The sequence below is a fragment of the Gemmobacter fulvus genome, from assembly GCF_018798885.1.
GTDB lineage: Bacteria > Pseudomonadota > Alphaproteobacteria > Rhodobacterales > Rhodobacteraceae > Gemmobacter > Gemmobacter fulvus.
Genome location: NZ_CP076361.1, coordinates 618,426 through 641,328, shown reverse-complemented (window position 1 = coordinate 641,328; position 22,903 = coordinate 618,426). Strand labels below are relative to the sequence as shown.

24 protein-coding genes are annotated in these 22,903 nt (G+C 63.8%); 23 read left to right on the top strand and 1 reads right to left on the bottom strand.

Annotated features, from left to right (window positions below):
- Window positions 1-38 precede the first annotated feature (38 nt).
- On the bottom strand, window positions 39-644 hold the full coding sequence (locus KM031_RS03090; RefSeq protein WP_215503098.1) for an OmpW/AlkL family protein: 606 nt from the start codon (window positions 642-644) through the stop codon (window positions 39-41).
- A gap of 146 nt (window positions 645-790) precedes the next feature.
- On the opposite strand from KM031_RS03090, the gene KM031_RS03085 reads away from it, so the two are divergent.
- From KM031_RS03085 to KM031_RS02975, 23 genes are all read left to right on the top strand, one after another.
- Complete coding sequence (locus tag KM031_RS03085; RefSeq protein WP_215503097.1) at window positions 791-2,395, top strand: carboxyl transferase domain-containing protein; 1,605 nt, start codon at window positions 791-793, stop codon at window positions 2,393-2,395.
- A 99-nt stretch (window positions 2,396-2,494) separates the two neighbouring features.
- Complete coding sequence (locus tag KM031_RS03080) at window positions 2,495-4,405, top strand: acetyl/propionyl/methylcrotonyl-CoA carboxylase subunit alpha (protein ID WP_215503096.1); 1,911 nt, start codon at window positions 2,495-2,497, stop codon at window positions 4,403-4,405.
- Complete coding sequence (locus KM031_RS03075) at window positions 4,402-5,049, top strand: glutathione S-transferase family protein (RefSeq protein ID WP_215503095.1); 648 nt, start codon at window positions 4,402-4,404, stop codon at window positions 5,047-5,049. Before KM031_RS03080 ends, KM031_RS03075 begins: the two co-directional genes overlap by 4 nt.
- A complete protein-coding gene (locus KM031_RS03070; RefSeq protein WP_281417143.1) occupies window positions 5,042-5,911 on the top strand; it encodes a hydroxymethylglutaryl-CoA lyase in 870 nt (289 codons plus the stop codon). The genes KM031_RS03075 and KM031_RS03070 overlap by 8 nt, the downstream gene beginning before the upstream one ends.
- The gene (locus KM031_RS03065; RefSeq protein ID WP_215503093.1) at window positions 5,904-6,686 is read left to right on the top strand and encodes a crotonase/enoyl-CoA hydratase family protein; all 783 of its coding nucleotides are present in this window, start codon (window positions 5,904-5,906) and stop codon (window positions 6,684-6,686) included. Before KM031_RS03070 ends, KM031_RS03065 begins: the two co-directional genes overlap by 8 nt.
- Before the next feature lie 314 nt (window positions 6,687-7,000).
- Window positions 7,001-7,366 (top strand): NADH-quinone oxidoreductase subunit A, encoded by a 366-nt coding sequence (locus tag KM031_RS03060; protein WP_215503092.1) that lies wholly within the window; start codon window positions 7,001-7,003, stop codon window positions 7,364-7,366.
- Window positions 7,357-7,890 (top strand): NuoB/complex I 20 kDa subunit family protein, encoded by a 534-nt coding sequence (locus KM031_RS03055; RefSeq protein ID WP_215503091.1) that lies wholly within the window; start codon window positions 7,357-7,359, stop codon window positions 7,888-7,890. Before KM031_RS03060 ends, KM031_RS03055 begins: the two co-directional genes overlap by 10 nt.
- Window positions 7,891-7,901: 11 nt before the next feature.
- Complete coding sequence (locus tag KM031_RS03050) at window positions 7,902-8,501, top strand: NADH-quinone oxidoreductase subunit C (protein WP_215503090.1); 600 nt, start codon at window positions 7,902-7,904, stop codon at window positions 8,499-8,501.
- Window positions 8,502-8,558: 57 nt separating this feature from the next.
- Window positions 8,559-9,767: an NADH-quinone oxidoreductase subunit D gene (locus KM031_RS03045; RefSeq protein ID WP_215503089.1), complete on the top strand. Its 1,209-nt coding sequence runs from the start codon at window positions 8,559-8,561 to the stop codon at window positions 9,765-9,767.
- The gene (locus KM031_RS03040) at window positions 9,767-10,933 is read left to right on the top strand and encodes an NADH-quinone oxidoreductase subunit E (protein WP_215503088.1); all 1,167 of its coding nucleotides are present in this window, start codon (window positions 9,767-9,769) and stop codon (window positions 10,931-10,933) included. The genes KM031_RS03045 and KM031_RS03040 overlap by 1 nt, the downstream gene beginning before the upstream one ends.
- 9 nt (window positions 10,934-10,942) lie before the next feature.
- Window positions 10,943-11,179, top strand: a complete 237-nt coding sequence (locus tag KM031_RS03035; protein ID WP_215503087.1) for a DUF5337 domain-containing protein — start codon at window positions 10,943-10,945, stop codon at window positions 11,177-11,179.
- 12 nt (window positions 11,180-11,191) lie between these two features.
- Entirely contained in the window at window positions 11,192-12,487 is a 1,296-nt protein-coding gene (gene nuoF / locus KM031_RS03030; protein ID WP_215503916.1) for an NADH-quinone oxidoreductase subunit NuoF, read from the top strand.
- Between the two features lies 1 nt (window position 12,488).
- Complete coding sequence (locus KM031_RS03025) at window positions 12,489-12,848, top strand: hypothetical protein (protein ID WP_215503086.1); 360 nt, start codon at window positions 12,489-12,491, stop codon at window positions 12,846-12,848.
- Between the two features lie 66 nt (window positions 12,849-12,914).
- A complete protein-coding gene (gene nuoG, locus KM031_RS03020; RefSeq protein WP_215503085.1) occupies window positions 12,915-14,921 on the top strand; it encodes an NADH-quinone oxidoreductase subunit NuoG in 2,007 nt (668 codons plus the stop codon).
- 3 nt (window positions 14,922-14,924) lie between these two features.
- A complete protein-coding gene (locus tag KM031_RS03015) occupies window positions 14,925-15,326 on the top strand; it encodes a YNQ4 family lipoprotein (protein ID WP_215503084.1) in 402 nt (133 codons plus the stop codon).
- A 32-nt stretch (window positions 15,327-15,358) separates the two neighbouring features.
- A complete protein-coding gene (gene nuoH / locus KM031_RS03010) occupies window positions 15,359-16,396 on the top strand; it encodes an NADH-quinone oxidoreductase subunit NuoH (protein WP_215503083.1) in 1,038 nt (345 codons plus the stop codon).
- Between the two features lie 6 nt (window positions 16,397-16,402).
- Window positions 16,403-17,176: a class I SAM-dependent methyltransferase gene (locus tag KM031_RS03005; protein WP_215503082.1), complete on the top strand. Its 774-nt coding sequence runs from the start codon at window positions 16,403-16,405 to the stop codon at window positions 17,174-17,176.
- Between the two features lies 1 nt (window position 17,177).
- Window positions 17,178-17,672 (top strand): NADH-quinone oxidoreductase subunit NuoI, encoded by a 495-nt coding sequence (nuoI, locus tag KM031_RS03000; protein WP_215503081.1) that lies wholly within the window; start codon window positions 17,178-17,180, stop codon window positions 17,670-17,672.
- A 5-nt stretch (window positions 17,673-17,677) separates the two neighbouring features.
- Window positions 17,678-18,088 (top strand): carboxymuconolactone decarboxylase family protein, encoded by a 411-nt coding sequence (locus KM031_RS02995; protein WP_215503080.1) that lies wholly within the window; start codon window positions 17,678-17,680, stop codon window positions 18,086-18,088.
- Window positions 18,085-18,699 (top strand): NADH-quinone oxidoreductase subunit J, encoded by a 615-nt coding sequence (locus tag KM031_RS02990; protein ID WP_215503079.1) that lies wholly within the window; start codon window positions 18,085-18,087, stop codon window positions 18,697-18,699. The genes KM031_RS02995 and KM031_RS02990 overlap by 4 nt, the downstream gene beginning before the upstream one ends.
- Window positions 18,700-18,812: 113 nt before the next feature.
- Window positions 18,813-19,118: an NADH-quinone oxidoreductase subunit NuoK gene (gene nuoK, locus KM031_RS02985; RefSeq protein WP_215503078.1), complete on the top strand. Its 306-nt coding sequence runs from the start codon at window positions 18,813-18,815 to the stop codon at window positions 19,116-19,118.
- 5 nt (window positions 19,119-19,123) lie between these two features.
- Window positions 19,124-21,352, top strand: coding sequence for an NADH-quinone oxidoreductase subunit L (nuoL, locus tag KM031_RS02980; protein WP_215503077.1), 2,229 nt, complete (start codon window positions 19,124-19,126; stop codon window positions 21,350-21,352).
- Window positions 21,352-22,893: an NADH-quinone oxidoreductase subunit M gene (locus tag KM031_RS02975; protein WP_215503076.1), complete on the top strand. Its 1,542-nt coding sequence runs from the start codon at window positions 21,352-21,354 to the stop codon at window positions 22,891-22,893. Before nuoL ends, KM031_RS02975 begins: the two co-directional genes overlap by 1 nt.
- Window positions 22,894-22,903: the final 10 nt, after the last annotated feature.

Here is a 22,903-nt window from a genome sequence, read left to right as displayed (position 1 = left end):
GGTTGGGCCTGCCCCCCTTTGCCGCCATCGGGCGGGGATCAGAACTTCATGATATACGAGACACCCGCCACAACCGGGTCGATCTCGACTTTGCCGACCTTGGTGCCGTTCAGATAAACGTCGCTGTCAATGTCGATATAGCGCAGGTCCATACGCAGCGCGGCCTTTTCGGACAGGGCGTAATCAACCCCCAGATGCGCGGCGAGGCCCCAGCTGTTCTTGAGCTTCAGATCGCCCGCCGAGGAATGTTCCTCGAAGAACGCCGTGTAGTTCACACCAAGGCCAACAAAGGGCGTGACCGCGCCGCCGGTCGGGATGTGATAGTTGATCGACACCGTGGGCGGCAGATGTTTCGTCTCGCCGATCTTGCCGGTGCCGACCACGCTGACGGCGTGTTTGAACGGCAGCGCACCCAGCACTTCAAGGCCGATATTGTCGCGCAGGAAATATTCAAAGGTGATGGTGGGGCGGGTGCTGGTGCCGATGTCGGTGACCATGGTGCCGCCCAGCGTGCCCGGCGTGCCATTGGGCTTGACGTAGCCCAGACCGAAGCCGAGCGTCATGTCACCCGCAGATTGGGCGCAGGCAGGGGCGGCGAGGGCGAGGGCGGCAAGGACGGTTGCGGCAAGGATCGGGGTTTTCATGGTCTGTCTCACAGGGTTGTTACCCGGCGACCATGGCCCCCGATCCGCGCGCGGAACCTTGACCTGAATCAATATCTCTTCCGGCGGGCCTGCGACATTCGCGCGCGGGTCTTGTCGAGTAACCTCTTGGAAAGAGGACGAAAAACATGATTCTGAAAAGCATGATTCAAACCGGATCCGAAGCGTTCCGCGCCAATCGCGCTGCGCATCTGACCATGCTCGACACCATCGCGCAGGCGGCGGCCCAGGCGGCGGCAGGCGGCGGCGACAAGGCGATGGCCCGCCATGTTGCGCGCGGCAAGATGGCCCCGCGCGACCGGGTGGCGGGGCTGCTGGATCCCGGCTCGCCCTTCCTCGAAATCGGCGCGACTGCGGCGCATGGGCTCAATGACGGGGCCGCACCCTGTGCCGGGGTAATCGCCGGGATCGGCCGTGTGCATGGGCAAGAGGTGATGGTGGTCTGCAATGACGCCACCGTGAAGGGCGGCACCTATTATCCGATGACGGTGAAGAAACACCTGCGCGCGCAGGAGATCGCCGAGGAATGCGCGCTGCCCTGCATCTATCTGGTCGACAGTGGCGGCGCCAACCTGCCCAATCAGGACGAGGTGTTCCCCGACCGCGACCATTTTGGCCGCATCTTCTACAATCAGGCGCGGATGAGCGCGAAGGGCATCCCGCAGATCGCGGTGGTGATGGGGTCGTGCACGGCGGGCGGGGCCTATGTGCCGGCCATGTCGGATGTGACGATCATCGTGAAGGATCAGGGCACCATCTTCCTCGCCGGCCCGCCGCTGGTGAAGGCGGCGACGGGCGAGGTGGTCAGCGCCGAGGATCTGGGCGGCGGCGATGTGCATACCCGCCTGTCGGGCGTGGCCGATTATCTGGCCGAAGATGATGCCCATGCGCTGGCTCTTGCCCGCCGCGCCGTCAGCCACCTGAACCGTGCGAAACCGGCGACGGTGCAATGGCAAAGCCCGGAAGATCCGGCCTATGACCCGGACGAGATCCTCGGGGCGGTGCCTGCCGATCTGCGCACGCCCTATGACATCCGTGAGGTGATTGCGCGGCTGGTCGACGGCTCGCGCTTTGATGAATTCAAGCCGCGCTTCGGCGATACGCTGGTCACCGGCTTTGCGCATGTGATGGGCTGCCCGGTGGGGATCGTGGCCAATAATGGCGTGCTGTTTTCCGAAGCCGCCGTGAAAGGCGCGCATTTCGTGGAACTGTGCAGCCAGCGCAATATCCCGCTGGTGTTCCTGCAAAACATCACCGGCTTCATGGTCGGGCGCAAATATGAAAACGAAGGCATCGCGCGGCACGGGGCCAAGATGGTGACGGCGGTGGCCACCACCAATGTGCCCAAGATCACCATGCTGGTCGGCGGCAGTTTCGGCGCGGGCAATTACGGCATGTCGGGCCGCGCCTATCAGCCGCGTTTCCTGTGGAGCTGGCCCAACAGCCGCATCTCGGTGATGGGGGGCGAACAGGCGGCGGGGGTGCTGGCCACGGTGAAGCGCGACGGGATCGAACGCGCGGGCGGCAGCTGGACCCCCGAGGAAGAGGCCGAGTTCAAGCGCCCCACCATCGAGATGTTCGACCGGCAAAGCCATCCGCTCTATGCCAGCGCCCGGCTGTGGGATGATGGCATCATCGACCCTCGCAAAAGCCGGGCCACCCTCGCCCTCTCGCTCTCCGCCGCCCTCAATGCGCCCATCGAGCCCACACGCTTTGGCGTGTTCCGCATGTGACCCCCATGCTCCACCACCCCCATTCATCTTGGTTCAAATATCCCGGGGGCGCGGGGGCTGGCCCCCGCATGTCCTCCCCTTCCGCATCGCAGGTCTGACATGTTCCAGAAAATCCTCATTGCCAATCGCGGCGAGATTGCCTGCCGCATCATCGCCACCGCCCGCCGCATGGGCGTGGCCACGGTTGCGGTCTATTCCGAGGCGGATGCGCGCGCCGCGCATGTCGCATTGGCGGATGAGGCGCTGCCCATCGGCGGCCCGGCCCCGCGCGACAGCTATCTGCGCGGCGATGCGATCATCGCGGCGGCACGGGCAAGCGGCGCGCAGGCCATCCACCCCGGTTATGGCTTTCTGTCCGAAAACCCCGATTTCGTCGATGCGGTGGCGGCAGCGGGGCTGGTGTTCATCGGGCCCTCGGGCGATGCGATCCGCGCCATGGGGCTGAAGGATGCAGCCAAGCGGCTGATGGCCGAGGCGGGCGTGCCGGTGGTGCCCGGCTATCATGGGGCCAATCAGGATCCCGACCATCTGGCGGGGGCGGCGGATGCCATCGGCTATCCGGTGCTGATCAAGGCGGTGGCGGGCGGCGGCGGCAAGGGGATGCGCAAGGTCACCCGGCCCGAGGATTTCGCGGCAGCACTCGACAGCGCGCGCGGCGAGGCCGCGACGGCCTTTGGCAATGACGCGGTGCTGATCGAGAAATACGTGGAAAAGCCGCGCCATATCGAGGTGCAGGTCTTTGGCGACGGCACCGACGCGGTGCATCTGTTCGAGCGGGATTGTTCCTTGCAGCGCCGCCATCAGAAGGTGATCGAAGAGGCCCCGGCCCCTGACATGCCCGCCGAGATGCGGGCCGCCATGGGCGAGGCGGCGGTGCGTGCGGCCCGTGCCATCGGCTACAAGGGCGCGGGCACCATCGAATTCATCGTCGATGCCTCCGAAGGCCTGCGCGCGGACCGGTTCTGGTTCATGGAGATGAACACCCGTCTGCAGGTAGAACATCCGGTGACCGAGGCGATCACCGGCGTCGATCTGGTGGAATGGCAACTGCGCGTGGCGGCGGGCGAGGCCCTGCCGCTGCGGCAGGATCAACTGGCGATCACCGGCCATGCCTTCGAGGCGCGGCTCTATGCCGAAGATGTGCCCGCAGGCTTTTTGCCCGCCACCGGGCGGATCAGCCATCTGGCCTTTCCCGCCGATGTGCGCGCCGATACCGGGGTGCGGGCCGGGGATGTGATCAGCCCATGGTATGACCCGATGATTGCCAAGATCATCGTGCATGGTCCGACCCGTGCGGTGGCGCTGGCGCAACTGGCGCGCGCACTGGAACGCACGCAGGTGGCGGGCTCTGTCACCAACCTCGCCTTCCTCGGGGCGCTGGCGCGGCACAAGGGCTTTGCGGCGGGCGATGTGGACACCGGGCTGATCGAGCGCGATCTGGCGGTGCTGGTGGCCGACCCCGAACCCTCGGCTTCGGTGCTGGCCGCAGCCCTGCTGGCCAGTGCCGATCTGCCGCAGACCCCGCTGACCGGCTTCACGCTCTGGTCACCGCTGGTGCGCAGGCTGGAAGTGGCGCGGGGTGATGTGGTCACGACGGGCCTGTTGCGGCTGTCCCCGCAGGGCCCCGAGATCGAGGTGGCGGGCCAGACCCTTGCCGCGTCCCGGCTGCCGGTGATCCGCGCGGGCGGGCAGATCCATGTGTTCGATCAGGGCCAGTGTTATAGCTTCACCCCCCATGATCCGCTGGACCGGGCGGCGAGCGGTGCGGCGGCGGGCAATGCCACGCTGTCGCCGATGCCCGGGCTGGTGAAGGCGGTGTTTGTCACGGCGGGGCAGGCGGTGGCGATGGGCGACCGTCTGGCGGTGCTGGAGGCGATGAAGATGGAACATGTGCTGACCGCCGCCCGCGATGGCGTGGTGGCCGAGGTGCTGGTGACGGCAGGCGCGCAGGTCGAGGCGGGCGCGGCCCTGATCCTGCTGGAAGCGCCGCCGGTGGATGCCGCCGCATGATCCGGCTGCACCATATCGCGCAGGCGCGCAGCTTTCGGGTGCTGTGGTTCCTGCACGAGGCCGGGTTGTCGCATGAGGTGGTCCGCCATTCGATCTTTGACAAGGCGATCCGCAGCCCGGACTTTCTGGCGCTGTCGCCCGCAGGCCGGGTGCCTGCGGTCGAGCTGGACGGCCAGACCCTGTTCGAAAGCGGCGCGATCCTTGAACTGCTGACCGAAACCCGCGCGCCGCATCTGGGCGCTGCGCCGGGCGATGCCGACCGGGCGCGCTATCTGGAATGGCTGCATTTTGCCGAAACCATCGGCGCGCATCTGGCCAATCTGACACAGCAGCACATCATCCTGCGCGAAGATCACATGCGCAGCCCCACCGTGATGCGGCTGGAGGCCAAGCGGCTGGAGAAATGCCTGCTGGCCGCCGCGCAGGCGCGGCAGGGCGCGGGTGTGCTGGGCCGCTTTTCCACCGCCGATATTGCGCTGGGCTACGGATTGCTGATCGGCGCGAAATTCCTGCGTTATGCCGATCCCGCGCTTCTGGCGTGGCAGGCCGATCTGCTGGCCCGTCCGGCGTTGCAAGCGGCTCTGGCCGAGGATGGCGTGGCCGAAATCTATACACGTGATTTCTATGAGGCTCCCGATGGTTGACCGTGCCGAAATCTTTGAAATGGGGCCGCGCGACGGCTTGCAGAACGAGGCGCGGCTGATCCCGACGGCAGAGAAGATCGCGCTGGTCGATCTGCTGTCGCGCGCCGGGTTCCGCCGGATCGAGGTGACAAGCTTTGTCAGCCCGAAATGGGTGCCGCAGATGGCCGATGCGGCGCAGGTTCTGGCGGGCATCCGGCGCGCGCCCGGCGTGAGTTATGCCGCCCTGACCCCGAACCTGAAGGGCTATGCGGCGGCGCGGGCGGCGCAGGCCTCGGAAGTGGCGATTTTCGCCTCGGCCTCCGAAGGGTTTTCGCGCGCCAATCTCAACTGCTCGATTGCCGAAAGTCTGGCCCGCTTTGCTCCGCTGGCCGAAACGGCGCGGGCCGATGGCATCCCGATGCGCGGCTATGTGTCGATGGTGACGGATTGCCCGTTCGACGGGCCGACCGCGCCCGCACAGGTGGCCCGCGTGGTGGCGGCGCTGCGCGATCTGGGCTGTTACGAAATCAGTCTGGGAGACACCATCGGCCAAGGCCGCCCCGAAACGATCCGCGCCATGCTGGAGGCGGTGCTGGCCGAAGTGCCGGCTGCGCGTCTGGCCGGGCATTACCATGATACGGCGGGCCGGGCGCTGGCCAATATCGAAGCATCGCTGGCGCTGGGGCTGCGGGTGTTCGATGCGGCGGTGGGGGGCCTCGGCGGTTGCCCCTATGCGCCGGGTGCGGCGGGCAATGTGGCCACCGAAACCGTGGCGGACCGGCTGGCGGCGCTGGGCTTTGCCACCGGGCTTGATGCCAATATTCTGGCCGAGGCGGCCACCATGGCCCGCGTGATGCGGATGAGGAGAGATGGCGATGTATGACACACTCTTGCTGGAGCTGGACGCGCGTGGTGTGGCCCGGCTGACACTGAACCGGCCCGAAAAGCACAACACCCTGTCGGCCCGCATGATCGAGGAACTGACGGCGGTAGCGGCCCGGCTCGGCGCGGACCCGGCGGTGCGCGTGGTGGTGCTGGCCGCCAGCGGCGAGAGTTTCTGCGCCGGGGGCGATCTGACCTGGATGAAGGCGCAGATTGCGGGCGATGCCGCAACCCGCAGGCAGGGGGCGACGGCGCTGGCAATGATGCTGAACGCGCTGAACACCATGCCAAAGCCGCTGATCGGCCGGGTGCAGGGTGCGGCCTATGGTGGTGGCGTCGGCATGATGTCGGTCTGTGATCTGTGCATCGGCACCGAGGGGCCGAAATTCGGGCTGACCGAAACCAAGCTGGGGCTGATCCCGGCGACGATCTCGCCCTATGTGGTGGCGCGGATCGGGGCGACGGCGGCGCGGCGGCATTTCATGGCCTCGCGTCTGTTCGACGCGACCGAGGCGCATCGCATCGGCCTGTTGAGCCAGATCGTGCCCGCCGCCGATCTGGATGCGGCGGTGGAGGCCGAGGTGCTGCCCTTCCTTGGTTGTGCGCCGGGGGCGGTGGGCGATGCCAAGGCGCTGGTGGCGCGGCTGGCCCCGCCGATCGACCGCGCACTGATTGATGACACGATCGACCGTCTGGTGGCCCGCTGGGACAGTGCCGAAGCCGCCGAAGGCATCGCGGCCTTTCTGGAAAAACGCCGCCCCGACTGGACGCGCTGAGCCGCCATTGCCTGCCATCCGCCCTGCAAGGCCCGCCCCGCTCTGGTGGCGGGCCTTTTCGGCTGCGTGCAGCGGGGTGGGGCATGGGCGGCGATACCCAAGAGAATCCATAGGATTTGCCCGCCCCAGCGTTTTGCCGCATTGCAGCAGGTTTTCGGTTCGCACCTGCACAGTGCCCCCGAAATACAAGAAGCGACGTCGCTTTTTCGCAAGGGCTTTGGTTGACCCCGCAGAGGGGCCGGAGTAAACGAAACCCAGCAACGATCCGCGCGCGCCCACCTTTTTGCATGGGCCGCCAGCCGAAGGAGCCACTCGTGGACGAACTTCTCCGAGAGTATCTGCCCATTCTGATCTTCCTGGCACTTGCCGTTGGCCTTGGGGTCGTGCTGATCCTTGCCGCGGTCATCCTCGCCGTGCGCAATCCCGACCCGGAAAAGGTTTCGGCCTATGAATGCGGGTTCAACGCCTTTGACGATGCCCGCATGAAGTTCGATGTGCGCTTTTATCTGGTGTCGATCCTGTTCATCATCTTCGACCTCGAAGTGGCGTTCCTGTTCCCCTGGGCGGTCGCCTTTGGCGGCATCTCGATGGTCGGCTTCTGGTCGATGATGGTTTTCCTCGGCGTGCTGACCGTGGGCTTCGCCTATGAATGGAAAAAAGGAGCGCTGGAATGGGCGTGAGCACCAGCCAGAACCACGCCGCCAATGACCGCGATGCCGGTATGGTGGCGATGAACCGCGACCTTCAGGACAAGGGCTTTCTGCTCACCTCGACCGAAGACATCATCAACTGGGCGCGCACCGGCTCGCTGCACTGGATGACCTTCGGTCTGGCCTGCTGCGCGGTGGAGATGATGCACACCGCCATGCCGCGCTATGACGTGGAGCGCTATGGCTTTGCCCCGCGCGCCAGCCCACGCCAGTCCGATGTGATGATCGTGGCAGGCACGCTGACCAACAAGATGGCCCCGGCGCTGCGCAAGGTCTATGACCAGATGCCCGAGCCGCGTTATGTGATCTCGATGGGCAGCTGCGCCAATGGCGGCGGCTATTACCATTACAGCTACAGCGTCGTGCGTGGCTGTGACCGCATCGTTCCGGTGGATATCTATGTGCCCGGCTGCCCGCCCACTGCCGAGGCGCTGATGTATGGCATTCTCGCCCTGCAGCGGAAGATCCGCCGCACCGGCACGCTGGTCCGTTGAGGAGGGATGACATGACCGAAGCCCTGACCCAGCTTGCCGAACACCTTGCGCTGAAACGCCCCGATGCGGTGCTGTCCAGCCAGATCGCCTTTGATGAACTGACGCTGGATGTGCCGCTGGCGCAGATCCTGTCCTTTGTCGACTTCCTGAAAACCGACAGCACCTGCCGGTTCTCGACGCTGGTCGACATTACCGCCGTCGATCACCCGGAACGCCCGGCGCGGTTCGATGTGGTCTATCACTTCCTGTCGATGTATCAGAACCATCGCATCCGCCTGAGAGTGGCACTGCGCGAAGACGAGATGGTGCCCTCGATTTCGACGGTTCATCCTTCGGCCAATTGGTTCGAGCGGGAAATCTTCGACATGTTCGGGATCCTGGTCTCAGGCCACCCCGACCTGCGCCGCATCCTCACCGATTACGGCTTTCGCGGCCACCCGCTGCGCAAGGATTTTCCGACCACAGGCTATACCGAGGTGCGGTATGACGAGGCGCAGAAGCGCGTGGTCTACGAGCCGGTCAAGCTGGTGCAGGAATATCGCCAGTTCGATTTCATGTCTCCGTGGGAAGGCGCAACCTATGTGCTGCCCGGCGACGAGAAGAAAGCCTGATGTGCAGGGGCAGGGGTGCAAACCCGCTGCCCGCGCGTCGATGAAAGGTGTGAGATGATGGACGGACAATTCGACGACGCGCTGCAAGGCGAACAGAAGATCCGCAACTTCAACATCAACTTCGGGCCGCAGCACCCTGCGGCGCATGGTGTGTTGCGTCTGGTGCTGGAGCTGGATGGCGAAATCGTGGAACGCTGCGATCCGCATATCGGCCTGCTGCACCGTGGCACCGAAAAGCTGATGGAAAGCCGCACCTATCTGCAAAACCTGCCCTATCTGGACCGGCTCGATTATGTGGCGCCGATGAACCAGGAACATGCCTGGTGTCTGGCCATCGAAAAGCTGACCGGCACCGTGGTGCCGCGCCGCGCCTCGCTGATCCGGGTGCTGTATTCCGAAATCGGGCGGGTGCTGAACCACCTGCTGAACGTCACCACGCAGGCCATGGACGTGGGAGCGCTGACGCCGCCGCTCTGGGGCTTTGAAGAGCGTGAAAAGCTGATGGTGTTTTACGAACGTGCCAGCGGCGCGCGTCTGCACTCGGCCTATTTCCGTCCCGGTGGCGTGCATCAGGATCTGACCCCGCAGCTGATCGAGGATATCGACCAGTGGGCAGTGGAATTCCCGCGTGTGCTGGATGACATTGACGGGTTGCTGACCGAAAACCGCATCTTCAAGCAGCGCAATGCCGATATCGGCGTGGTGACTGAAGATGACATCCTGAAATGGGGCTATTCTGGCGTGATGGTGCGCGGCTCGGGCCTCGCCTGGGATTTGCGCCGCGCGCAGCCCTATGAATGTTACGACGAATTCGACTTCAAGATTCCGGTCGGCAAGAATGGCGACTGCTATGATCGCTATCTGTGCCGGATGCAGGAAATGCGCGAGTCGACCTCGATCATCCGTCAGGCGATTGCCAAGCTGCGGGTCGAGAAGGGCGAAGTTCTGGCGCGCGGCAAGCTGAGCCCGCCCAAACGCGCCGACATGAAAACCTCGATGGAAGCGCTGATCCATCACTTCAAGCTCTATACCGAAGGCTTCCACGTCCCTGCGGGCGAGGTTTATGCCGCTGTCGAGGCGCCCAAGGGCGAATTCGGCGTTTACATGGTGGCCGATGGCACCAACAAACCCTATCGCGCCAAACTGCGCGCGCCGGGGTTCCTGCACCTGCAATCCATGGATTACATCGCCAAGGGCCACCAGCTGGCCGACGTCGCTGCCATCATCGGCACGATGGACGTGGTGTTCGGGGAGATCGACCGCTAATGCTTCGCCGTCTGCACAAAGACCAGCCTGCCTCGTTCGAATTCACGCCTGCCAATCTGGAATGGGCGCGGGGGCAGATCACCAAATACCCGGCGGGGCGTCAGGCCTCTGCCGTGATCCCGCTGCTGTGGCGCGCGCAGGAACAGCATGGCTGGCTGACCCGGCCCGCCATCGAATATGTCGCGGATATGCTGGGCATGGCCTATATCCGCGTGCTGGAAGTGGCGACATTCTACTTCATGTTTCAGCTGCAACCCGTTGGTTCTGTGGCACATATCCAGATCTGTGGCACCACGTCCTGCATGATCTGCGGTGCCGAGGAGCTGATCGCCGTCTGCAAGGAGCTGATCGCGCCCGCCGCCCATGCGGTGTCGGCAGATGGCAAGTTCAGCTGGGAAGAGGTCGAGTGCATGGGCGCCTGCGCCAATGCGCCGATGGCCCAGATCGGCAAGGATTATTACGAAGACCTGACGCCCGCCAAGCTGCGCGACCTGATCGCGCGGTTCTCGCGTGGCGAGGTGCCGGTGCCCGGCCCGCAGAATGGCCGCTATGCGGCAGAGCCGCTGTCAGGGCTGACCTCGCTCAAGGATTTTGAATCCGGGCGGCAGCAATACAATGCCTCGGCGCAGCGCGCGGTGGACATTGGCGATACGGTCAAGCGCATCGACGGCACCGAAGTGCCGATCCTGATGCCCTGGCTGGGCAAGGCTGCGGCAGTCAAGCCCGTGGCCCAGACCACGCCCGCACCTGCGGCGGCGGGCATTTCGGCCACGGTGGCCGAGGCGCTGACCACCGGCACTCCCGAGGTCAAGGTCGATGCCCCCGCAGGCGTGGCCGTGGCGGCCCCGGCGCAGACCGTTGCCTCGGGCAATGAGGCCGAAGCGGTGAAACCCGCTGGGCTTTCAGCCGCGCGCAATGGCACCCCCGACACGCTGCAAGTGATCGAAGGCATCGGCCCTAAGCTTGAGGCGCTGTGTCACGAGCTGGGCTTCTTCCACTTCGACCAGATCGCCAGCTGGGGTCCGGCAGAAATCGCGTGGATGGATGCCAATCTGAAAGGCTTCAAGGGCCGTGTGACCCGTGACAAATGGGTGGCGCAGGCCAGGATCATCATCGAACACGGTCTGGAAGAATTCCAGCGCCGTGCCAAGACCAACGATTATTGAGGCGCGCGGATGAGCAGCCCGTCCCCTGATGACCTGCGGCAGGCGCGCGATGCGCGTCTGGTTGCCATTGTCATCGCGGGCACGATGCTGCTGTGGATGGGCGCGCAATGGCTGGGCGGAAAGATGGGCTGGGAAACCCGCTATGTCTTTCTTTTCGATCTGGCCGCACTGGCCGCGTTCATCTGGGCGCTGGTTGTCACCTATCAGATCTGGCGGCGGCACAAAGCCGCTGGCCGGGGAAATTGAGGGCTTAAGATGCTGCTGAAGGATCAGGACCGGATCTTCACCAACCTCTACGGGATGCATGACCGCAGCCTCGCAGGGGCGCGCAAGCGCGGGCATTGGGATGGCACGGCGGGCATTCTGGCCAATGGCCGTGACTGGATCGTGGATCAGGTGAAGGCCTCGGGGCTGCGTGGCCGTGGCGGCGCAGGCTTTCCGACCGGCCTGAAATGGTCGTTCATGCCGAAGCAAAGCGATGGCCGCCCGTCCTATCTGGTGGTCAATGCCGACGAATCCGAACCCGGCACCTGCAAGGACCGCGAAATCATGCGCCACGATCCGCATACGCTGATCGAGGGTTGCCTGATTGCCGGTTTCGCCATGGGGGCTGTGGCGGGTTACATCTATATTCGCGGTGAATATATCCGCGAACGCGAGGCGCTGCAGGCGGCCATCGACGAGGCCTATGACGCTGGGCTGCTGGGCAAGAATGCCTGTGCCTCGGGGTATGATTACGATCTCTACCTCGCGCATGGGGCCGGGGCCTATATCTGCGGCGAAGAAACCGCGCTGCTGGAAAGCCTTGAGGGCAAGAAGGGGATGCCGCGGATGAAACCGCCGTTCCCGGCAGGTTCGGGCCTTTATGGCTGCCCGACCACGGTGAACAACGTGGAATCCATCGCGGTGGTGCCGACGATCCTGCGCCGTGGCGCGGGCTGGTTTGCAGGCTTTGGCCGCCCGAACAATGCGGGCACCAAGCTGTTCGGCATCTCGGGGCACGTGAACAACCCCTGCGTGGTGGAAGAGGCGATGTCGATCCCGCTCAAGGAACTGCTGGAGCGGCATTGCGGCGGTGTGCGCGGCGGCTGGAAAAACCTCAAGGCGGTCATTCCGGGCGGCTCGTCGGTGCCGATGCTGAATGCGCAGCAATGCGATGATGCGATCATGGATTTCGACTGGCTGCGCGAACAGCGCTCGGGCCTCGGCACGGCGGCGGTGATCGTGATGGATCAGTCGACCGATGTGATCAAGGCGATCTGGCGGCTGTCGAAATTCTACAAGCACGAAAGCTGCGGCCAATGCACGCCCTGCCGCGAAGGCACCGGCTGGATGATGCGTGTGATGGACCGTCTGGTGCGCGGCGAGGCCGAGCTTGAGGAAATCGACATGCTGGTGTCGGTGACCAAGCAGGTCGAAGGCCACACGATCTGCGCGCTTGGCGATGCGGCGGCCTGGCCGATTCAGGGGCTGGTGCGCCAATTCCGCGAAGAGATCGAGGACCGGATCAAGGCGCGCAAGACCGGGCGCATGGGCGCGATGGCGGCGGAATAAGATGCAGGCTGGCACCCTTCTTGGCATCGGACTGGCGGCGGCAGGGCTTTGTGCCTGTGCGGCCCCGGCGGTGCAGGCTCCGAAAGGCACGGCGCAGGCCGGGGCCTTTGCGGTGGCACATGAAGGGGTCAGCTATCAGGCCCGTCTGGCGGCAGGCCGCCCCGGCAAGGCGCTGACGCGGGCGGGGGCTGTGGCGGTGCCGGGCCTGACGCTGCGGGTGGCGCCCTTTGCGGGCGATCAGGGCAAACGTGCCAAGGATGTGGCGGCGCTGGCCTGCGCGCAGGCCGGCGGGCGGTTTCAGCCGCAGGCGATCGGCGGTTATGCCGCAGGCGCATGGATATTCGAGGGGGGCTGCGCATGAGCCGTCCCACACAACAGATGACGGCGCGGGCGCAGGCCATGGCGCGGATTTCGGCGGAGTAAGCTGATGAGCAACCTCAAGAAAATCATCATCGACGGCATCGAGGTCGAGGTGGACGCCGCGATGACGATCATTCAGGCGGCCGAAGTCGCCGGGATCGAGATCCCGCGCTTTTGCTACCACGAACGGCTGACCATCGCGGGCAATTGCCGCATGTGTCTGGTCGAGGTGGTGGGCGGCCCGCCGAAGCCTGCCGCAAGCTGCGCCATGCAGGTGCGCGATCTGCGCCCCGGCCCGGAAGGTCAGCCGCCGGTGGTGAAAACCAACTCGCCGATGGTCAAGAAGGCCCGCGAAGGCGTGATGGAATTCCTGCTGATCAACCACCCGCTCGATTGCCCGATCTGCGATCAGGGCGGCGAATGTGATCTTCAGGATCAGGCCATGGCTTACGGCGTGGATTTCTCGCGCTACCGCGAACCCAAACGCGCCAGCGAAGACCTGAACCTCGGGCCGCTGGTCGAAACCAAGATGACGCGCTGCATTTCCTGCACGCGCTGTGTGCGCTTTACAACCGAAGTCGCGGGTATCACCCAGATGGGTCAGACCGGGCGCGGCGAGGACAGCGAGATCACCTCCTATCTGAACCTGACGCTCGACAGCAATCTTCAGGGTAATATCATCGACTTGTGCCCGGTGGGCGCGCTGACCTCGAAACCCTATGCCTTCACAGCCCGCCCGTGGGAACTGACCAAGACCGAAACCATCGACGTGATGGATGCGCTCGGCTCCAACATCCGGGTGGACACCAAGGGCCGCGAAGTGATGCGCATCGTGCCGCGCAACCATGACGGCGTGAACGAAGAATGGCTGTCGGACAAATCGCGCTTCGTCTGGGACGGTCTGCGCCGCCAGCGGCTGGATACGCCCTATATCCGTGAGAATGGCCGCCTGCGCAAAGCGGGCTGGGCCGAGGCGCTGGCTGCGGCTGCGGCGGCGATGAAGGGCCGCAAGGTGGTCGGCCTCGTGGGCGATCTGGCCCCGGTCGAGGCGGTCTACAGCCTGAAAACCCTGATCGAAGGCCTGGGCGGCAAGGTGGAGTGCCGCACCGATGGCGCGCGCCTGCCTGCGGGCAACCGTGCGGCCTATGTCGGCACCGCTGCGATTGAAGATATTGATGCGGCCAAGGCGATCTGGCTGATCGGCACCAACCCGCGCCTTGAAGCGCCGGTGCTGAATGCGCGCATCCGCAAGGTCTGGACTCGTGGCGCGAAAGTCACGCTGATCGGCGCGGCGGCGGATCTGACCTATGATTACACCCATGCGGGCACCGACCGCGCGGCGCTGCTGGCGGCTGTGCAATCGGCCGAGGCCACCGGCGGTGTGGTGATCGTGGGGCAGGGCGCGCTGCGCGAGGCGGATGGCGAGGCGGTGCTGGCCCATGCGCAGGCGCTGGCTGCGGCTGCCGGGGCCAAGCTTCTGGTGCTGCACAGTGCGGCGGCGCGGGTCGGTGCGATGGATGTGGGCGCCACCACGGAAGGCGGGCTGGTCGGCGCGCTGGACGGGGCCGAGGTGATCTACAATCTGGGCGCGGATGAGGTGGAAATTGCCGCCGGTCCGCTGGTGATCTATCAGGGCAGCCATGGCGACCGTGGCGCGCACCGCGCCGACATCATTCTGCCGGGCGCTGCCTATACCGAAGAAAGCGGGCTGTTCGTGAACACCGAAGGCCGTCCGCAACTGGCACAGCGCGCGGGCTTTGCCCCGGGTGAAGCCAAGGAGAACTGGGCGATCCTGCGGGCGCTGTCGGCGGAAATCGGCATGACGCTGGCCTGGGACAGCCTTGCGCAACTGCGGCAGTCGCTGGTGGCGGCGCATCCGCATCTGGGCCGGATCGACGAAGTGGCGGAGAATGCAGGCCCGGCGCTGGAACTGCGCGCTCCGGGGCAGGCGACCTTCCGCCCGGCAGTGACCGACTATTACCTGACCAACCCGATTGCGCGCGCCTCCAGCCTGATGGGCGAGCTGTCGGCCCTGGCAGCGGCACGGGCCGCCGCGCCGCTGGCGGCGGAGTAACCGATGCGCGCATGGCCGATCCTCGCAACCCTGCTGCTCGCCCCGGCGAGCCTGTCGGGCTGTGCGGCGGCTGTGGCGGTGCTGCCCGAGGGGGCATCCCCCAAATATGACGGGATCGAGACGATCCTGCTGGATGGGGATCTGGTGAATTTCCGCGTGGCCATGCAAGGCGCGCGGAACGAGCTGGAGGTCGAGGCCTATGCGCGCTGCGCGGCGGCCCAATATGCGCTGATCCGAGGCTTCGGATTTGCGCGGCATGTGCGCACCACGGTGGCACAGACCGGATCAAAATGGCGGGGGGATGCGGTCTATACCATCTCCTCCGCGCTGCCTCGCGGGCTGAAAACAATCGACGCCGAAGTGACGGTGCGCGATTGCGGCGCGCAGGGCATACCGACGATATAACGATGAAGAATGGGCTGAGGGACTAAGGCATCATGGCTGAATTTCTGCAAACCGGGCTCGGGACGGCGCTGCTGATCGCCGCGCAAAGCCTTCTGGTCATCGCCTTCGTGATGATTTCGCTGCTGTTCCTCGTTTATGGCGACCGCAAGATCTGGGCCGCCGTGCAGATGCGGCGCGGCCCGAACGTTGTGGGGGCCTTTGGCCTGCTGCAATCGGTGGCCGATGCGCTGAAATATGTGGTGAAAGAAGTCGTGGTGCCGGCCGGGGCCGACCGCCCGGTGTTCTTCCTCGCGCCGATCCTGTCCTTCGTGCTGGCGATGATTGCCTGGGCGGTGATCCCGTTCAGCGATGGCTGGGTTCTGTCGGATATCAACGTGGCCATTCTCTATGTCTTCGCCATCTCCTCGCTGGAGGTGTATGGCGTGATCATGGGCGGCTGGGCGTCGAACTCCAAATACCCGTTCCTCGGCTCGCTCCGCTCTGCCGCGCAGATGATCTCGTATGAGGTCAGCCTGGGCCTGATCATCATCGGCATCATCATCTCCACCGGCTCGATGAACTTCTCGCATATCGTGGCGGCGCAGGACACCAGCTATGGCCTGTTCGGCTGGTACTGGCTGCCGCATCTGCCGATGGTGGCGCTGTTCTTCATCTCGGCGCTGGCAGAAACCAACCGCCCGCCCTTCGATCTACCCGAAGCGGAATCGGAACTGGTTGCGGGCTATCAGGTGGAATATTCGGCAACGCCGTTCCTGCTGTTCATGGCTGGGGAATATATCGCCATCTTCCTGATGTGCGCGCTGATCTCGCTCCTGTTCTTCGGCGGCTGGCTGTCGCCCATTCCGGGCCTGCCGGATGGCGCGCTGTGGATGGTCGGCAAGATGGCGTTCTTCTTCTTCATGTTCGCCATGGTGAAGGCCATCGTGCCGCGCTACCGCTATGATCAGCTGATGCGGATCGGCTGGAAAGTGTTCCTGCCGCTGTCGCTCGGCTGGGTGGTGCTGGTGTCGTTCCTGGCGAAATACGAAGTGCTGGGCGGGCTCTGGGCGCGCTGGTCCATCGGGGGCTGATGCAGGATGGGGGTCGATTACGTCCTTTTTGATCAGCTTTGCCAGCTTTCGGGGCGGTTCCGCCCCGAGGGCCGGACGCTGATGCTTGGGCGTCATGCCTTCAAGCCGAACGGACGTTTCAGCCGGTTGTATGAACGGTCGTGGCGGCGCGCGGGCAAAGAGGGCAGTTTCCAGCAGACCGTGCAGGAAGATGGCTTCTGCGAAACGCTGATGGAAAAGCTGGGCTTCGGCCAGATGGAGGCGATGGACTTTTCGGATTACGAGGGTGCAGGTATCCTGCATGACCTCAACCGACCCGTCGCGCCGGAGCTGGAAGGCCAGTTCGACTTTATCTTTGACGGCGGCACGCTGGAACACGTGTTCAATGTGCCGGTGGCGCTGCAAAGCGTGTTCCGCATGTTGAAACCGGGCGGGCGCTTCGTGTCGGCCAACGGGATGAACGGCTGGCTTGCGCATGGCATCTATCAGTTCAGTCCCGAGCTTGTCTGGACCTTCTGGGGCCGGACGGCGGGCTGTCAGGTTCATCGCTGCCTTGGCCTGCGCACCGTGCCGGAAAAGGGCGCACAGCCTTTTGTTTTTCCGGATCCGGCGCTAAAGGGCAACCGGCTGCGTCTGGGCAAAACCGACTTTCCGAAGGACCGGGTCTATCTCTACTACGAGGTGGAGCGTCTCGCGGAGAGCAGTCTTGGCGATATCATGCTGCAAAGCGACTATGTGAAGAAATGGGCCCCGCACAGCACTGCGGGCGCGCTGCAAGAAACAAAGGCAAAGGAAGCTTAAGATGGGCGCGATGGATATGAACCGGGCCGTGAAATACTTCCTGCTCGTGGATTTCATCAAAGGCTTTGGCCTGGGGTTGAAGTATTTCTTCGCCCCCAAGGCGACGCTGAACTATCCGCATGAAAAGGGCCCGCTGTCGCCCCGGTTCCGTGGTGAACACGCGCTGCGTCGCTATGCCAATGGCGAGGAACGCTGCATCGCCTGCAAGCTGTGCGAGGCGATCTGCCCGGCGCAGGCCATCACCATCGACGCAGAACCGCGCGAGGATGGCTCGCGCCGCACCACGCGCTATGACATCGACATGACGAAATGTATCTATTGCGGCTTCTGTCAGGAAGCCTGCCCGGTGGATGCCATCGTCGAAGGCCCGAACTTCGAATTCTCGACCGAAACGCGCGAAGAGCTTTACTACAACAAGGAAAAGCTGCTGGAGAATGGCGCGCGCTGGGAAGCCGAAATTGCCCGCAACCTCGAGCTTGACGCTCCGTATCGGTGATCGCAATGAACGAAGATTTCACCAAACTTTTCAAGACGATGATGGAGCAGGGGCAGGAGATGGTCCGCGCCTTGAATCCGTCGCTGGAAACCATGTCGGTGAAAGGCTTCGAGACTTTCATGCCCACCATGACGAAAGACATGATGGAAATGTGGTTCGGCCGCACCTTCAACCGCGAAGGGCTGGATGCGAAAACCCGGCTGCTGGTGACCATTTCGGCGCTGACGGTGCTGGGCGCCCATGCCGAGGCGCAGCTGAAACTGACCATCCGCCATGCGCTTGAGGCGGGGGCAACCAAACGCGAGATTGCGGAAGTGATCTGGCAGATGAGCATGTTCGGCGGGCTGCCCGCCATGCAGAAGGCGCTTGAGATGGCTCAGGCGGTTTTTGCGGAAACCGAGGAGAAAAACGCATGAGCGTTGCCGATTACGCCTTCTATTGCTTTGCCGTGGTGGCGGTGGCTGCGGGCCTGATGGTCACGGTGTCGCGCAACCCGGTGCATTCGGTGCTGTGGCTGATCCTTACCTTCCTGTCGGCGGCGGGCCTGTTCGTGCTGCTGGGGGCCGAGTTCGTGGCCATGCTGCTGATCATCGTCTATGTCGGCGCGGTGGCGGTGCTGTTCCTGTTCGTGGTGATGATGCTCGACATTGATTTTGCCGAACTGAAGGGCGAGATGGCCCGCACCATGCCGCTGGCGCTGCTGGTCGGTGTGATCATCCTGCTGCAATTCGGCATGGCCTTTGCCGTCTGGACCCAGGCCGAAGGTGCCTTGGGGCTGCGCCAGGCCGTGACGCCCGCGATCTCTGAAATGGAGAACACCCGTGCGCTGGGGATGCTGATCTATGACCAATACATCTACCTGTTCCAGGCATCGGGCCTGATCCTGCTGGTCGCCATGATCGGCGCCATCGTGCTGACCCTGCGCCACCGCAAGGACGTGAAACGCCAGAACGTGCTGCACCAGATGTGGCGCGATCCGGCCAAGGCGATGGAACTGAAAGACGTGAAGCCGGGGCAGGGCTTGTGATCGGTGCGTGCATGGCACGCACCCTACGGAAAAACAGAGGCTGGGGGTTTACCCGGCACAAAGGCGGCGCCGCCGCATCCAGAATATACGGGCAAACACCCGGAGGGACGAGAATGGTAGGACTGGAACATTACCTGACGGTGGCGGCGGCGTTGTTCGTCATCGGCATCTTCGGCATCTTCCTCAACCGGAAGAACGTGATCGTCATCCTGATGTCGATTGAACTCATGCTGCTGGCGGTGAACATCAACCTTGTCGCCTTCTCCAGCTTCCTTGGCGATCTGGTGGGGCAGGTGTTCACCATGTTCGTGCTGACCGTGGCCGCAGCCGAGGCCGCCATCGGCCTTGCGATCCTCGTCAGCTTCTTCCGCACCCGCGGCACCATCGACGTCGAAGACGCCAACGTGATGAAAGGCTGAGGCACATGGCCACGATCATCCTTCTTGCGCCCCTTGTCGGCGCCCTGATCTGCGGCTTCGGCTGGCGGTTCTTTGGCGAGTTTGCCGGGCAGGTCATTACCACGGCGCTGGTCTTTCTTGCGGCGGCCCTGTCCTGGGTTATCTTTCTGGGCTTCGACGGCGAAACCCAGCATATCCACCTGCTGACCTGGATCCAGTCCGGCAGCCTTGACACCGAATGGGCGATCCGGCTGGACCGGCTGACCGCGATCATGCTGGTGGTGGTGAACTCCGTCTCGGCGCTCGTGCATCTCTACAGCTTCGGCTACATGGCGCATGACGACAACTGGGGCGAGGGCGAACATTACAAGGCGCGGTTCTTCGCTTATCTCTCGTTCTTCACCTTCGCCATGCTGACGCTGATCACCTCTGACAACCTGGTGCAGATGTTCTTCGGCTGGGAAGGCGTGGGCGTCGCGTCTTACCTGCTGATCGGCTTCTATTACCGCAAGCCTTCGGCCAATGCCGCCGCGATGAAGGCGTTCATCGTCAACCGCGTGGGTGACTTCGGCTTTGCGCTTGGCATCTTTGCGCTGTTCTTCCTGACCGACAGCATCCGCTTTGACGATGTGTTCGCGGCCGCACCGGAACTGGCGCAGACCAATCTGCATTTCCTCTGGGCCGACTGGAACGCTGCGAACCTGATCGGTGTGCTGCTGTTCATCGGCGCGATGGGCAAATCGGCCCAGCTTGGCCTGCACACCTGGCTGCCGGATGCGATGGAAGGCCCGACCCCGGTGTCGGCGCTGATTCACGCGGCAACCATGGTGACGGCGGGCGTGTTCCTCGTGTGCCGCATGTCGCCGCTCTATGAATTCGCGCCTTCGGCCACCACCATGATCACCGTGCTGGGGGCGACGACGGCGTTCTTTGCTGCCACCGTCGGTCTGGTGCAGAACGACATCAAGCGCGTGATCGCCTATTCGACCTGTTCGCAACTGGGCTACATGTTCGTCGCTGCCGGGGTGGGGGCCTACCCGGTCGCCATGTTCCACCTGTTCACGCATGCCTTCTTCAAGGCGATGCTGTTTCTGGGCGCCGGGTCGGTGATCCATGCAACACATCACGAACAGGACATGCGCAACTATGGTGGTCTGCGCAAAAAGATCCCGCTGACCTTCTGGGCGATGATGATCGGCACGCTGGCCATCACCGGCGTCGGTATCCCGCTGACCCATTACGGCTTTGCAGGCTTCCTGTCGAAAGATGCCGTGATCGAAAGCGCCTATGTCGGCTCCAACTATGCCTTCTGGCTGTTGGTGATCGCGGCCTGCATGACCTCGTTCTATTCGTGGCGCCTGATGTTCCTCACCTTCTACGGGGAAAGCCGCGCGCATGGGCATGATGCCCACGGACATGCCGCGCATGGTCACGACGCCCATGGCCATGATGATCACGGCCACGGCCATCACGAACCGCATGAAAGCCCGGCTGTCATGCTGATCCCGCTGGGCGTTCTGGCGCTTGGGGCGGTGTTCTCGGGCATGATCTGGTACAACAGCTTCTTTGGCGATGAAGCCAAGATGAATGCCTGGTTCGGCATGGAAGCCGCCGTGCATCACGCCGCCGAAGGCGAGGCGCATGCCGCCCCCGAGGCAACAGAAGCTGCGACGACCGAAGCCGCTCCGGGCACCGAGGCCCATGCCGCCGACACCCATGCGGTCGCTGCCGCGCCCAAGGGTGCCATCAGCATCCTGCCCTATGGCCCGGAAGAGCTGGCGGCCGTCAAGGAGCGGATCGGCTTCCACGAGGGTGAAGGCCATCACGAGCCGACCACCATCATCGCCGCGGCCCATTCGGTGCCGAAATGGGTGAAGGTCTCGCCGTTCATCGCCATGCTGCTCGGCCTTGCGCTGGCCTATCAGTTCTACATCCGTCGGCCCGATCTGCCGAAACGCTTGGCCGCCACGCAGCGTCCGCTTTACGAATTCCTGCTCAACAAGTGGTATTTCGACGAGCTGTATGACGCGATCTTCGTGGCCCCGGCGAAATGGCTTGGTTCCTTCCTGTGGCGGAAGGGTGATGGCGCAGTGATCGACGGGTCGATCAACGGTGTTGCCATGGGCCTCATTCCGATGCTGACGCGCTTTGCCGCCCGGATGCAATCGGGTTACATCTTCCACTACGCATTCGCCATGGTGCTGGGCATCGCTGCCCTTGTCACCTGGATGTCGCTCTCGGGGGGCGCACACTAATGGAAAACGTTCTTTCCATCATCACCTTCATCCCCGCAGTGGCCGCCGCCGTTCTGGCGCTGTTCCTGCGTGGCGATGATGCCGCCGCACAGCGCAATGCGAAATGGGTGGCCCTGCTTGCCACCTCGGCCACGTTCCTTGTGTCGCTGACCATTCTGGCCGGGTTCGACCCGGCCAATACCGGGATGCAGTTTGTCGAGGAATATGACTGGATCCTCGGCCTGAAATACAAGATGGGCGTTGACGGCATTTCGGTGCTGTTTGTCATGCTGACCACCTTCCTGATGCCGATCACCATCGCGGCCTGCTGGGGGGTGGACACCCGCGTCAAGGAATACATGATTGCCTTCCTGATGCTGGAAACGCTGATGCTCGGCGTGTTCTGTGCGCTGGATCTGGTGCTGTTCTACCTGTTCTTCGAAGCCGGTCTGATCCCGATGTTTCTGATCATCGGCATCTGGGGCGGTAAGGACCGGATCTACGCCTCGTTCAAGTTCTTCCTGTACACCTTTCTCGGCTCGGTGCTGATGCTGGTGGCGATGATTGCGATGTTCGTCGATGCAGGCACCACCGATATCGTGACGCTGCTGACGCATGACTTTGCCTCCGAGACCATCGGCCTTGCGGGCTTCCAGATCGTCGGTGGCTTGCAGACTCTGCTGTTCCTCGCTTTTTTTGCCAGCTTTGCGGTGAAGATGCCGATGTGGCCGGTGCACACCTGGCTGCCCGATGCCCACGTTCAGGCTCCAACTGCCGGGTCGGTGGTGCTGGCGGCAATCCTGCTGAAGATGGGCGGCTATGGCTTCCTGCGCTTTTCGCTGCCGATGTTCCCGGTGGGCGCCGATCTTCTGACGCCGCTGGTGTTGTGGATGTCGGCCATCGCCATCGTCTACACCTCGCTGGTCGCTCTGGCACAGCAGGACATGAAAAAGCTGATCGCCTATTCGTCGGTTGCCCATATGGGTTATGTGACCATGGGCATCTTTGCCGCCAACCAGCAGGGTATTGACGGCGCGATTTTCCAGATGATCAGCCACGGCTTCATTTCGGGCGCGCTCTTCCTCTGCGTCGGCGTGATCTATGACCGGATGCACACCCGCGACATCGACGCTTATGGCGGCCTTGTGATCCGCATGCCCGCCTATGCGCTGATCTTCATGTTCTTCACCATGGCGAACGTGGGCCTGCCGGGCACTTCGGGCTTTGTCGGTGAATTCCTGACGCTGATGGGGATCTTCCAGGTCAATACCTGGGTGGCCGCTGTCGCCACCTCGGGCGTCATCTTCTCGGCGGCCTATGCGCTGTGGCTCTATCGCCGCGTCGTGTTCGGCGATCTGGTGAAAGAGGCGCTGAAATCCATCACCGACATGACCATCCGCGAACGCGCCATCTTTGCGCCGCTGGTGGTGATGACCCTGCTTCTGGGCATTTACCCCAGCCTTGTGACCGACATCATCGGCCCCTCGGTTGGGCAGCTCGTCACTGACTACCAAGCTGCAACGCCTGCCCCTGCGGGCATGGCCGAAGCCGCATCGCATTGAGGGCCGAGAG